We start from the raw sequence: 12,939 nt of genomic DNA, 5'->3' as shown, positions 1-12,939 counted from the left end.
GAATACGCTGAAGACTGGTCCGTTTCCAGAGCATATTTGAATCCCAAATCGATTCAGACACTTCTGCTAAGCGCAGCTTAATTCATTTCGTGGAGTCCCCAAATTGCGAACTTCTCTTGACATAGCCGACAGACCAGAACTTTAATATATCGGGGAGTTTTATTTTTATCTATTGCTAAAGATTTTTATCCACCAGCAGAGCTGGTGGATTTTATTCCATACGAAAAGAACCGCAGTTTTCCCAAGCTGAAAACTGCGGTTCTTTGACAGTCTGAGCAATTCAAAAGAATTGCTGGCTTTGCTTTCCTTTAATAGGTCTTACTGTTTTAATCCCATTTTTTCTTCTTTAAAAATCCGGGCGTCCATGCGTTTTAAATCCGGTGAGATAATCGGTTTCTTCGGCATATGTGCGAGTACATCCTTTTCTAAATCAATACCCGGCGCAATTTCAATCAGCATAATTCCGTCTTTCGTCAACCGGAAGACAGCGCGTTCTGTAATATACATAACCGGCAGATTATTTTTAATAGCGGTTTTAACGCTGAAGGTGATATGTTCAACGCTCTCACGGAATTTATTTACACTACCCTCATGAAGAATATGCAATTCGCCATCTTTAATTTCCGTTTTTAAACCGTTAGCGGTAAAGGTTCCGCAGAAAAATACCTGCTTGGAGTTTTGAGAAATGTCGATGAATCCGCCGCAACCAGGGAGCTTTGAACCGAATTTCGATACATTGACATTCCCTTCTTTGTCGGCTTCCGCAAATCCCAAAAATGCCTGATCTAGGCCGCCGCCCTGATAAAAATCGAACATAGAGGGCATGGAAATAATCGCATCCGGGTTCAAGCTGACGCCAAAATCAAGGCCGCTTTGCGGATTCCCGCCAAAAATTCCGGATTCCACGGTCAAAGAGAATTCGTTGATTCCTTCTTCCATAGCAACAGATGAGATAAATTCCGGAATCCCGATACCAAGGTTTACAACGCTGCCTTTTTTCAATTCCATAGCAGCACGGCGCGCAATTATTTTTTTATTGTTCAAGGGGACAGGTTTGAATTCAGCCAGTCCCATCCGGTGTTCACCCGAGAAGCCGGGGTTATACTGCGTTCCGAAATTCTGCATGTGGTATTTCGGATCGCTTATCACTACGACAGCATCAACAAGTACGCCGGGAATTTCTACTTTGTGTGGATCTAAGGTACCCGCTTTCACGACGCGTTCAACCTGAACAATTACAGTTCCACCCGAATTTTTACAAGCCTGTGCAACGGCAAGCGTTTCCGCACGCACACCTTCTCGCTCGATGGAAATATTTCCGTTTTCATCCGCATACGTTCCGCCCAAAATTGCGAAATGAACCGGATGGGTCTTGTAATAAAGATATTCTTTTCCGTCGATTTCAATCAGTTTTACAAGGTCTTCTTCCTTCTGAGTTAAAGCATTTAGCTTACCGCCCAGATAGCGCGGGTCAACAAATGTGCCTAAACCAACATGGGATATGGTTCCAGGCTTGTGGGCTGCGGTATCCCGGAACATATGGTTCGTTACACCTTGCGGAAAATCATAAGCAATAATTTTGTTTTCTACAACCAGTTTCCCCAGCTTGGGGGCCATTCCCCAGTGGCCTCCGATCGCCCTGCGGATTAACCCTTCATGTGCCAGATGGTTTAAACCCTTTGTCTTACCGTCTCCTTGCGCTGCACAGAATAATAAGGTGAGATTGTTTGGCTCTCCGGTTTCCAAAAAACGGTTTTCGATTTCTTCTGCGATTTCTTCTGGAACAGATGCACCCATAAATCCGTTGATAGCAAAATTAACATTATTTGGTACCAAATTAGCGGCTTCCCGAGCGGTTAAGATTTTTACTGCCATCCTTCAATCCTCCGAATAAAAACTTTGTTAATATTATATCATATTCGTATGAAAATTCAAGAAGCAGCAAGAGAAAAAGTGTGCTACATAAATGAAAAGATGCCAAAATTTTAAGAATATGATAAAATAAAAAATACAAGAGGAGGGTAAATTACATGGAATTATATGGAAATCCAAAAATAAAATTGTTGGAATTATATAAATTGCTCAAAAGCTATTCGGATGATGAACATCCGCTTTCCGCGAATGATTTATGCAGGATGCTTGCGGAAAAAGGAATTGCTGCGAGCCGAAGAACCGTTTACCGCGACCTGAAAGTATTGACGGAGTATGGTGCCGATATTTTATATACAAGGCTGCCGAAACAGGGCTTTTTCCTTGCAAAGCGTCATTTTGAGCTGCCGGAGGTACGGATTTTGTTGGACGCCGTACTTGCGGCACCTTTTATTACAAATAAAAAAACAGCCGAATTAACAGAAAAGCTTTGCGGGCTTTTAAACTGTTATCAAGCTGCGGAAGTATCCAGCCAAATTCGTATTGGCAAATGCGATAAATTTGGAAACGAAGAAATCTATTATAACATCGATACCATTAATCATGCCATTTCCAGCCTTAAAAAAAATATCATTTTGTTATCATCATAATGTAATTGTAAATCAAAGGGCGCAGCTTGATGAAGGCAAAAAGCTGATCATCAGCCCGTATGCATTGTTATGGCACAATGATAAATACTATCTTGCCGGAAATTATGAAAAGTACAATAATATCAGCAACTACCGGATTGACCGTATGAAACATGTTGAGCTAACCGATCTGAGTGTTCGTCCGTTTAGTGAGGTAAGCGACTACAGGGAATGCTTTGATACAACGGATTATGCAAGGAAATCGTTTCATATGTTTCATGGGGAGCAAGAGCGGATCGTGCTCCGCTGTTCCAATGATCTGATTGACGTGATTGTAGACAAATTCGGAAGGAATATCGAGCTTTCCTGTCATGACAGAAATGCGTTTACCGTACGTGCTTCCGTATTTGTGAGCGACGGTCTTGTGGAGTGGCTGATGCAACACGGGGACCGTGTGGTAGTCCTCTCCCCGAAAAGGCTAAAGGAGAAAATGATTCACCAGATAGACGCAATGCGGACAGCCTATCAAATTACATAAACATATGCTCTATAAAAATCTTAATTCCAATTCCTGTTAGCACAATACCGCCGAAAAGCTCCGCCTTTGTAGACAGCAGCCTGCCGAAATTTTTTCCGATATATACGCCGATAAAGCAAAGGCAAAAAGTGATTAATCCGATAATCCCAACCGAAAGCAGCATGGCCGTTACAGTCGATGCGCCTACGGCCGAAGGTAAAAGAACGCCTGTTACCAAAGCGTCAATGCTGGTTGCAACGGAAAGGATCATGAGCGTTCGAAAATGGATATCCGCTTGTAAAGGACATTCTTCATCCGATCCGTTTTTGTTTGATTCAATAATCATCTTAATGCCAAGATAGGAAAGAAGAAGCAGGGCAATCCAATGGTCTACCGCGTTAATGATACTTTCTCCCGCTTTGCCAATCAGCCAGCCGAGCATGGGCATAAACGCTTGGAAAAAGCCAAAACTGAGTGCAAGTTTAACTGCAAGTTTAAAAGTAACCACTGGCTTCGCCCGATGATTTGTAGCTCCATTTGTTATACTTACGGCAAAGGCGTCCATTGACAGCCCCAGAGCAATACCGCATAGTGAAAGATAATCCATCTAAATTCCTCCCAAAGCATTGTTTAATAATACATTTGAAAACGGGAAATGTCAATTTTTAATTCGCATATATTTGTCCTTTTCTTTAATTTAACGGAATAATGTGCTAAAGTATTGCCTTTATCCATCAGAAATGATAAAATAAACAAAATGAAAGTATAGAGGGAACTTTCTTATGATTGTGGTAATTGATTACGGTGCTGGAAACCTGCAAAGCGTTGTAAAGGCTTTTCGCTTTATAGGGGGCGATATACAGGTTACCTCTGATAAAGAGATGCTGAAGGATGCTTCTGCGGCGGTATTACCCGGCGTGGGGGCTTTCGGAGACGCCATGGATTGTCTTAAACGCTCTGATTTTGTAAAGCCGGTACTTGATTTTATTGAAAGCGAAAAGCCGTTTTTGGGGATTTGCCTGGGGTTGCAGCTCCTTTTTGAAGGAAGCGAGGAAAATCCGGGCATAAGCGGGTTGGGCGTACTGAAAGGGAATATTCGCAGAATACCGGCTGGACCCGGATTGAAAATTCCGCACATTGGCTGGAATTCATTGGATATAAAAAAAGTGGACGGCTTGTTTCGCGGCTTGGAACCGAACCCCTATGTATATTTTGTGCATTCGTATTATTTACAAGTGGAAAATCCGGAAATTGTTTCTTCCACAACAAATTATGGTATACAGATAGATGCTTCGGTGCAGCGCGGAAACTTGTTTGCCACGCAGTTCCACCCCGAAAAGAGCGGGAAAACCGGATTGAAAATGCTGAAAAATTTTCTTTCCTGTGTAGAAGCGGGAGGGACGCGGTAATGTATGCAAAACGAATTATCCCCTGTCTTGATGTAAAGGATGGCAGGGTTGTAAAGGGAACCTCCTTTATCCATCTGCGGGACGCCGGGGATCCGGTTGAGGCGGCAATAGCGTATGATGAGCAGGGGGCGGACGAGCTTGTGCTGCTGGATATCACGGCTTCCTCCCAGGCACGCGGTATTATGCTGGATATCGTAAGGGAAGTGGCGAATAAAATTTTCATTCCCTTCACAGTTGGCGGAGGAATTCGTACGGTAGAAGATTTTACCGCCCTTTTAAGAGCCGGAGCGGACAAGGTTTCCGTAAATTCTTCAGCTGTGAAACGTCCGGAAATTATTCGCGAGGCGGCTGAAAAATTCGGCAGCCAGTGTGTGGTATGCGCAATTGATGCAAAACGCAGGCCGTCCGGGGGGTGGACGGTTTATATTAACGGCGGGCGGATTGATACAGGCAAAGACGCGGTTTTGTGGGCAGTAGAAGCAGCCCGGCTGGGCGCGGGGGAAATCCTGCTGACCAGTATGGACTGTGACGGCGTAAAAAACGGTTACGACCTTGCGTTGACTGCCGCCATTTCGCAAAGCGTGAACATTCCGGTTATCGCTTCCGGCGGTGCGGGGAAAATGGAGCATTTTTACGACGCCTTTACAGAGGGAAAGGCGGACGCGGTGCTTGCGGCATCGCTTTTCCATTTCGGCGAAATTGCGATTCCCGATTTAAAGGCTTATCTTGCTCAAAAAGGAATTCCTGTTAGGCAGTAAAAAATGGGGCTGAATTTTCTTCAGCCTCATTTTTTATGGATAGAAACCTCCGGTGTGGCATAAGAATTACTAAGTAAATTGGAGGTGCTGGATATGAAGTTAAAAAAATTGTCGGCATGCTTCCTCGTTGTGACGATGTTGGTTTCAATTCTGCCGGTTCGTGCGGCTGCACTGTCCGACGCAGAGGTAAAAGCCCCGTCGGCCTTGTTGATGGAGTCACAGACCGGAAAAGTTTTATATGAGAAAAATGCGCATGAAAAACGCCCGTGCGCCTCGATTACGAAAGTAATGACCCTGCTGCTTGTGATGGAAGCACTTGATTCGGGAAAAATAAAACTGACGGATATGGTATCCGCCAGCGAGCATGCTGCTTCTATGGGCGGTTCCGATATATGGCTGAAGCCCGGGGAAACCATGACGGTGGACGATATGCTGAAGGCCACAGTAATTGCCAGCGCAAATGACGCGGCGGTGGCTTTGGCCGAGTACGTCTCCGGAAGCGAGGACGAATTTTTACAGCAGATGAACCAGAAGGCAAAGCAGCTTGGAATGAACGATACCTGCTTTAAAAACTGCAATGGCCTGGACGAAGACGGGCATGTAACTTCCGCGTATGACGTTGCGGTTATGTCGCGCGAACTAATTAAGCATAAAAAAATATTTGACTATACGAAAATCTGGATCGAAAATATCCGCGGCGGGAAAACGCAGCTTGTAAATACCAATAAGCTTCTCAAAAGCTACCGGGGCATTACCGGATTGAAAACAGGCACGACCGGGAAGGCTGGAAGCTGTATTTCCGCAACCGCAGAGCGCGACAACGTCAAGCTGATTTCCGTTATTCTGGGGGCTTCCAATACGAAGGACCGGTTTTCAAGCGCCTGCACCCTGCTTGATTACGGGTTTGCAAATTGGGCAGTCACAACACCCGCGCTGCCAAAAGAGGCTTTAAAACCTATCAATGTAATCAACGGGATGAATCCCACCGTGGAAACGACGGCTGAAACAGGCAGCAATATCTTGGTTCCGAAAGGAAAAGCAAATGATATCCAATACAGCGTAACGCTGAATGAAAATGTGACTGCTCCTGTCAAAAAAGGACAAATCGTAGGAAAGATCGTCTATAAGTTGGGGAATGAAGTTGTTAAAGAATGTCCGATTTGCGCGAAAAATTCCGTTGAGAAAATAAGCTTCGGCTCTGTATTCCGCATCTTAGCAAAATATCTTTTTAAAATGATTTAAAAATATAAAATATTTTTAAAATATAGTACCCCGCCTTGCAAATACCGTCAATATATTGTAATATAATTTTAGCGGCAGTATAACTTAGGAGGATCTATAACATGTCTATTCAGTTTGATGCAAGGCATCTTTCACGTTTTATCGGGCAAAATGAACTTACTGCTATTGCGCCGCAAGTAAAGCTTGCGCACGAAGCGCTTCATTCCGGGAACTGTGCTGGAAATGATTTTATCGGGTGGGTCGATTTGCCGACCAACTACGATAAAGAAGAATTTTCCCGTATTAAGGCGGCTGCGAAGAAAATTCAGTCAGACACCGATGTTTTTGTCGTAATAGGAATTGGCGGTTCCTATCTTGGAGCGCGCGCGGCCATTGAATTTTTAAAGTCTCAGAACTATAATTCTATGAAGAAAAATACGCCGGATATCTATTTTGCCGGCAACAGCATCAGCTCCTCCGCGTTAAGTGAGCTTTTGGAGATCTGCGAGGGCAGGAACGTTTCCGTAAACGTTATTTCGAAATCCGGTACCACCACCGAACCCGCGATTGCGTTCCGCGTATTCCGCAAATATCTGGAGGATAAATACGGCAAAGAGGAAGCGTGTAAGAGAATTTACTGTACGACCGACAAATCCCGCGGCACGTTAAAGCAACTTGCCGACAAGGAGGGATACGAAACCTTTGTTATTCCGGATAACGTAGGCGGAAGGTACTCGGTCTTAACAGCAGTCGGCCTGCTTCCGATCGCTGTCAGCGGCGCGGATATTGATGCGCTGATGGTCGGTGCGGCGAAGGCACAGAAAGAATATAACAATCCGGACTTGGCGGCAAATGCCTGCTACCAATACGCCGCTGTTCGCAATATTCTGTACCGCAAGGGAAAGGAAATTGAAATCCTTGTCAGTTATGAGCCCTGTTTTACCATGATGTGCGAATGGTGGAAGCAGCTTTACGGCGAAAGCGAGGGCAAGGATAATAAGGGACTTTTCCCGGCCTCCGCGATCTTCTCCACCGATCTGCATTCGATGGGGCAGTATATTCAGGACGGCAAGCGTTCTCTGTTCGAAACCGTCGTGCTGTTTGAGAAGGCAAAGAAAGACGTGTTCATCGAAAGCGATGCGGAAAATGCGGACGGCTTGAATTTCTTGCAGGGAAAAAGCATGGCATACATCAACGAAAAAGCATTTGAAGGTACGGTGCTGGCCCACACAGACGGCGGCGTGCCGAATATTGTCTTCCGCATTCCCGATTTTTCGGAAGAATCCCTCGGTTATCTCATATACTTCTTTGAAAAGGCTTGTGCAATTTCCGGAAGTATGCTGGGGGTAAATCCCTTTAATCAGCCTGGCGTCGAGAGCTATAAAAAGAATATGTTCGCACTTTTAGGCAAGCCCGGATATGAATCCGAGAAGGATGCATTGGAAGCAAGATTAAAGAATTAAAAAAACACAGGAGTTTTCTCCGCTGCTGCGGAAAATATTAATATAGGGGGAGCTTTATATGATTACTCTTATTGTTGGCAGAAAGGGTTCTGGCAAAACGAAGAAACTGATTGAGCGTGCAAATGAAGCGATTGAAAAATCAAACGGGAATGTTGTGGTCATTGAGAAAGGTTTGAAACTGACCTATGATATTTCTCACCAGGCGAGGCTGATTGATAGTGATGCTTATGGAATTTTGGGTACCGATGCGCTTTGCGGCTTTATCAGCGGTATTTGTGCCGGCAATTATGATGTAACGGATATCTTCGTAGACTCCACTTTAAAGATTATTGGTCAGGATATGAAAGCCCTTGTCCAGCTTACTGAAAAATTGAACACGCTTTCTTCTCTGGCGGATACAAAAATAACATTGTTGATTTCTGCGGATCAAAGCGAATTGCCGAAGGAAATCGATTCTTTTACGGAGCAAATCTGAATGTAGCTTTTGAAAAGAAGCTGCCGCAGGCATTTTGTCCTTCGGCAGCATCTTTATGAATAGGATTTCTCGCAATTTTCTATTGACAAATCATCTATAAATCTATATAATTAGCTATTGTAGCGCTGAGGTGTATTATGCTTCTCAATCTAAAAAAAGTGTTTTCTGAAGACAGCGAAAGCTGTTCATTTGATTACGGGCTGGATTTGTCGTCCACCGACATAAATGGATATTATCCGTTTGTTTCACCCGTATCTGTTAAAGGCACTATTAAGGGTCGGGATGGTTTCGCTCAGCTGAACGCCGAAGTTTCGTTCGAGTTTTCCATACCGTGCGATCGGTGTACCAAGCAGATCAACAAACATTTTCAGTACACTTTTTCGCATGTTTTGGTATTGTCCCTGGAAAACGAGGATGATATTAACTATATTCAGGTAACGGATTATACCTTGGATTTGGACGAACTTATGCGCGCGGATATCTTGCTTGAACTTCCTACAAAATTTCTGTGCTGTGAAGACTGCAAGGGCTTGTGCCCTGCTTGCGGGCAGGATTTAAACAAAGGAACCTGCAACTGTAATTTACATCAGATTGATCCTCGCTTGGAGGTTCTTAAAAAACTGATAGACTAGTCTGAGTTTTATAAGGAGGTGCTGACGATGGCGGTACCAAAGAGAAAAGTGTCGAGTGCCAGACAAAATAAAAGACGTTCAAATGTTTGGAAGATTAGTGCTCCTGCGCTGGTAAAGTGCCCGAAATGTGGTGAGTACAAAACCCCACATAGAGTATGCGGCAGTTGTGGTTACTACAACGGTAGGGAAGTTATCAAAAAGGAAGCATAAGCTTTCATTTGATTTTCCGGAAATGTAGAGAAGGAGAAATCCTTCTCTTATTTTTTTATAATATCGAGGAGTTAACATGCCAGTTAAAATTTTATCGGTAGAGAAAGACAGTCCCGCCCAAAAGGTAGGTATTCTTCCCGGGGAAACGGTAATATCTATTAATGGAAACCGGATCGACGACGTTTTGGATTATCGTTTTTATGAAACAAATAAGAACTTAACCGTGGAATTGACCGACCAGCTTCAAAATCCCCATACGGTTCATATTCGTAAGGGTGAATATGAGTCCATCGGTCTGGAATTTGAAACGTATTTGATGGACGAGCAGCGTTCCTGCAGAAATAAATGCATATTCTGCTTTATAGATCAGCTTCCAAAAGGGATGCGCAGCACGCTTTATTTCAAGGATGACGATTCCAGGCTGTCTTTCCTGTTTGGGAATTATATTACCCTTACGAATATGAATGAGTATGATATTGATCGGATTATTAAAATGCATATCACCCCGATTAATATTTCCGTACACACGACGAACCCAGAGCTTCGCGTGAAAATGATGAACAACCGGTTTGCCGGCGAATCCTTGCGGTTTATGTATAAGTTAGCCGCCGCGGGGATTAAAATAAATGCCCAGCTTGTTCTTTGCAAGGGGATTAACGACGGCGAGGAGCTGAAACGCACTCTGACGGATTTAGGGAACTTGTACCCCGAGGTGCAGAGTATAGCGGCGGTTCCAGTCGGCCTTACGAAATTCAGGGAGGGGCTTTATCCGCTGGAGTCTTACGATAAGGAATCCGCTGAACAGACGGTAAGGATTCTCGAAGAGTTTGGGGACCGGTTTGTCAAGAAATACGGGCAGCGGATTTGCTATGCGGCAGACGAGTTTTACCTGAAAGCGGAGCGCCCGATTCCTTCTGCGGAATTTTACGGTGATTTTGAACAGCTTGAGAACGGCGTAGGGCTAATTGCAAATTTAAAGCAGGAATTTGAGGATGCGCTGGCGGATTTGTCGAAACGTGAAATAAAAAGACATGTTACTTTAGTAACAGGGGTAAGTATATACAGTTTTTTGAACACTTTACTTGACGGATTAAGAATAAAATGCCATAATTTGATTTGCAATGTGGTTCCAATTGTAAATGAATTTTTTGGAGAAACCATAAATGTAACGGGTTTGGTGACCGGTGGGGACATCCTGAAACAGCTGCGGGGGAAAGATTTGGGGGATGTACTGATCATTCCCGCTGTTATGCTCCGCAGGGAAGGGGATCTTTTTCTCGATGATGTTTCCCTTGAAGATTTGAGCAAAGAGCTGAATGTGAAAATTGCGGTGTCGCCGAACGATGGATATGAGCTTTTAAATACAATTGTAGGGTGTGATGTTGTTGTCTAAACCGGTTGTTGCCATTGTTGGTAGGCCAAACGTAGGAAAATCAACACTTTTTAATAAATTAATCGGCGAACGCCTTTCTATAGTCGATGATGTGCCCGGTGTCACGAGGGATCGGATTTACGGAGAATGTGAATGGAGCGGCAGAAAGTTTTCCATAGTCGATACAGGCGGAATTGAACCCGCATCCAATGATATTATTCTGTCACAGATGCGCAGTCAGGCTCAGCTTGCGATTGACGCGGCGGATGTCATTGTTTTGGTTACCGACATCCGCACCGGCGTGGTTGCCACGGATTCGGATATTGCGGCCATGCTTTTGAAAAGCGGAAGGCCGGTTGTCCTCTGTGTGAACAAGTGCGATACGGTAGGAAGCCCGCCTCCGGAATTTTATGAGTTTTATAACCTGGGGCTGGGGGACCCCATTCCGGTTTCTTCTGTTCACGGCCATGGCACGGGGGATTTGTTGGATTTGATTGTGAAAAACCTCCCCGCCGAGGAAGATGATGAACATGAAGGCGAATTGATTAAAGTAGCCATTATCGGCAAGCCTAACGTTGGGAAATCTTCTTTGGTCAATAAGATTGCCGGGGAAGAAAGATGCATTGTTTCCGATATTGCCGGAACTACCCGGGACGCCATTGACACCACAATTGAAAACCAATACGGCTGCTTTACGTTTATCGATACCGCCGGGCTTCGAAGGAAGAGCAAAGTAGAGGATTCCATTGAAAAATACAGCGTTATACGCGCACAGATGGCGATTGAACGCGCGGATGTATGCGTTATTATGATAGACGCTTCCGTCGGCTTTACGGAGCAGGATTCAAAAGTAGCGGGGCTGGCGCACGAAGCGGGAAAGGGCTGTGTGATTGCCGTCAACAAATGGGATGTCATTGAAAAAGACGACCGCACTATGATCGAATACCGGAAAAAGCTGGAACAGGACTTTTCGTTTATGTCCTATGCGCCCATGATCTTTATTTCAGCGAAAACAGGCCAGAGGCTCGACCGCCTTTTCGACCTGATTAAGCATGTGGCAAACGCAAATTCTATGCGTATTGCTACTGGAATGCTCAATGATGTATTAGCACAGGCAGTGGCTAGGGTACAACCACCGACCGATAAGGGAAGGAGGCTGAAAATTTATTACATGACCCAGGCAACCGTAAAACCGCCTACTTTTGTGTGTTTTGTGAATTCCGCACAACTGTTTCATTTTTCCTATCAAAGATATCTGGAAAACCGGATTCGTGAAACATTTGGATTGGAGGGAACTCCGATAAGGTTTATCATACGTGAGCGCGGAGATAAGTAAGGGGGAGTTATTAGTGTTTGGTTATGTTAAGGATTTTGCACTTCCAACCGTTATAGTGGCGATTATTTCTTATCTTTTGGGGAGTATTAGTTTTTCTATTATTTTCACCAAGTTATTTAATAAAGTAGATATTCGAACAATGGGGAGCGGTAATGCAGGTGCAACAAACGTGCTTCGTTCAGTAGGAACAAAGGCTGCAATTTTTACTTTTATCTTCGACTTTTTAAAAGGCGCGATTTCCGTAATCATTGGCAAGGCGGTTTTCGGGTATTTCTGTGACATGGCCGACGCATCGCTGATGATTGTCCAGTATGGTGCTTATATTGCTGGGATGGCCTGTGTAATCGGCCATATTTATCCCATTTATTTTGGCTTTAAGGGCGGTAAAGGAGTCCTGACGAGCGCAGCGATGATCGCTCTGATTGACTGGCGTGTTTTTATCGTCGTTATCTCAATATTTATAATTGTTTTTCTTATTACCAGAATTGTTTCATTATCTTCTATGCTAGCTGCCGGATCCTTTCCGATTGCTACCTTTCTTATTACTTATTTTTTGGATTATCGGAGCGGGAGTCTGAGTCCTGAAGTTACCCTGACTTATGTGTGGGTCACATCGGTCATAGCGCTTATCATGGCTCTTACCATCATTTATGAACATCGTTCCAACATTGAGAGAATTAAGAATGGCACAGAGAAGAAATTGACGATCAATCATAAATCATAAAAACAGGCCGTCTCAATGGGACGGCCTGTTTTTATGCAGTAAGCATGACTTTTTTACTAGGCCAGGGAATAAGAAAAAAGGAGCCGCTTCATGTGGCTCCTCTAAACTTAATGTTTTGTTTTCATTAGACAGCACGGGTAACCTTTCCGGAACGCAAGCAGCGGGTGCAGGCGTAAATACGCTTAGGAGTACCGTTCACAACTGCTTTAACACGCCGAATATTGGGTTTCCAAGTTCTGTTAGAACGTCTATGCGAATGGGATACTCTTATACCGAAAGCCATGTCCTTGCCACAAACATCACATTTTGCCATGTGTCTGCACC

15 protein-coding genes are annotated in these 12,939 nt (G+C 44.3%); 12 read left to right on the top strand and 3 right to left on the bottom strand.

Annotation, left to right across the window (positions count from 1 at the left end; translation table 11 throughout):
- Window positions 1-318 precede the first annotated feature (318 nt).
- On the bottom strand, window positions 319-1,875 hold the full coding sequence (locus tag CAGA_RS07425) for an acyl CoA:acetate/3-ketoacid CoA transferase (protein ID WP_135659379.1): 1,557 nt from the start codon (window positions 1,873-1,875) through the stop codon (window positions 319-321).
- Window positions 1,876-2,030: 155 nt separating this feature from the next.
- On the opposite strand from CAGA_RS07425, the gene CAGA_RS07420 reads away from it, so the two are divergent.
- Both CAGA_RS07420 and CAGA_RS07415 read left to right on the top strand, forming a co-directional pair.
- Entirely contained in the window at window positions 2,031-2,519 is a 489-nt protein-coding gene (locus tag CAGA_RS07420) for a helix-turn-helix domain-containing protein (RefSeq protein WP_135659377.1), read from the top strand.
- On the top strand, window positions 2,473-3,036 hold the full coding sequence (locus CAGA_RS07415; protein WP_135659375.1) for a helix-turn-helix transcriptional regulator: 564 nt from the start codon (window positions 2,473-2,475) through the stop codon (window positions 3,034-3,036). Before CAGA_RS07420 ends, CAGA_RS07415 begins: the two co-directional genes overlap by 47 nt.
- Here the strand turns inward: CAGA_RS07415 and CAGA_RS07410 are convergent.
- Complete coding sequence (locus CAGA_RS07410; RefSeq protein WP_135659373.1) at window positions 3,029-3,622, bottom strand: manganese efflux pump MntP; 594 nt, start codon at window positions 3,620-3,622, stop codon at window positions 3,029-3,031. The two genes, CAGA_RS07415 and CAGA_RS07410, sit on opposite strands and share 8 nt — an antisense overlap.
- 175 nt (window positions 3,623-3,797) lie before the next feature.
- On the opposite strand from CAGA_RS07410, the gene hisH reads away from it, so the two are divergent.
- The 10 genes from hisH to plsY all read left to right on the top strand — a co-directional run bounded on the left by hisH (window position 3,798) and on the right by plsY (window position 12,615).
- Entirely contained in the window at window positions 3,798-4,424 is a 627-nt protein-coding gene (gene hisH, locus CAGA_RS07405) for an imidazole glycerol phosphate synthase subunit HisH (RefSeq protein ID WP_135659370.1), read from the top strand.
- A complete protein-coding gene (gene hisF / locus CAGA_RS07400; protein ID WP_135659368.1) occupies window positions 4,424-5,182 on the top strand; it encodes an imidazole glycerol phosphate synthase subunit HisF in 759 nt (252 codons plus the stop codon). Before hisH ends, hisF begins: the two co-directional genes overlap by 1 nt.
- 93 nt (window positions 5,183-5,275) lie before the next feature.
- Window positions 5,276-6,424 (top strand): D-alanyl-D-alanine carboxypeptidase family protein, encoded by a 1,149-nt coding sequence (locus tag CAGA_RS07395; protein ID WP_135659365.1) that lies wholly within the window; start codon window positions 5,276-5,278, stop codon window positions 6,422-6,424.
- A 101-nt stretch (window positions 6,425-6,525) separates the two neighbouring features.
- The gene (locus CAGA_RS07390; protein ID WP_135659363.1) at window positions 6,526-7,866 is read left to right on the top strand and encodes a glucose-6-phosphate isomerase; all 1,341 of its coding nucleotides are present in this window, start codon (window positions 6,526-6,528) and stop codon (window positions 7,864-7,866) included.
- Between the two features lie 58 nt (window positions 7,867-7,924).
- The gene (locus CAGA_RS07385; RefSeq protein ID WP_135659361.1) at window positions 7,925-8,341 is read left to right on the top strand and encodes a hypothetical protein; all 417 of its coding nucleotides are present in this window, start codon (window positions 7,925-7,927) and stop codon (window positions 8,339-8,341) included.
- Between the two features lie 137 nt (window positions 8,342-8,478).
- Complete coding sequence (locus tag CAGA_RS07380) at window positions 8,479-8,973, top strand: YceD family protein (protein WP_135659359.1); 495 nt, start codon at window positions 8,479-8,481, stop codon at window positions 8,971-8,973.
- A 27-nt stretch (window positions 8,974-9,000) separates the two neighbouring features.
- On the top strand, window positions 9,001-9,183 hold the full coding sequence (gene rpmF, locus CAGA_RS07375) for a 50S ribosomal protein L32 (RefSeq protein ID WP_135659357.1): 183 nt from the start codon (window positions 9,001-9,003) through the stop codon (window positions 9,181-9,183).
- A 76-nt stretch (window positions 9,184-9,259) separates the two neighbouring features.
- Window positions 9,260-10,576, top strand: coding sequence for a DUF512 domain-containing protein (locus CAGA_RS07370; RefSeq protein ID WP_135659355.1), 1,317 nt, complete (start codon window positions 9,260-9,262; stop codon window positions 10,574-10,576).
- The gene (der, locus tag CAGA_RS07365) at window positions 10,569-11,891 is read left to right on the top strand and encodes a ribosome biogenesis GTPase Der (RefSeq protein WP_135659353.1); all 1,323 of its coding nucleotides are present in this window, start codon (window positions 10,569-10,571) and stop codon (window positions 11,889-11,891) included. Before CAGA_RS07370 ends, der begins: the two co-directional genes overlap by 8 nt.
- A 13-nt stretch (window positions 11,892-11,904) precedes the next feature.
- Window positions 11,905-12,615, top strand: coding sequence for a glycerol-3-phosphate 1-O-acyltransferase PlsY (gene plsY / locus CAGA_RS07360; RefSeq protein ID WP_135659351.1), 711 nt, complete (start codon window positions 11,905-11,907; stop codon window positions 12,613-12,615).
- Window positions 12,616-12,739: 124 nt separating this feature from the next.
- On the opposite strand, the gene rpmB is transcribed toward plsY, so the two are convergent.
- Window positions 12,740-12,928, bottom strand: a complete 189-nt coding sequence (gene rpmB, locus CAGA_RS07355; protein ID WP_135659348.1) for a 50S ribosomal protein L28 — start codon at window positions 12,926-12,928, stop codon at window positions 12,740-12,742.
- Between the last annotated feature and the right edge of the window lie 11 nt (window positions 12,929-12,939).

It is taken from the genome of Caproiciproducens galactitolivorans, assembly GCF_004768785.1.
GTDB classification, from domain to species: domain Bacteria; phylum Bacillota; class Clostridia; order Oscillospirales; family Acutalibacteraceae; genus Caproiciproducens; species Caproiciproducens galactitolivorans.
This window is presented reverse-complemented; position numbering and strand designations above follow the sequence as displayed.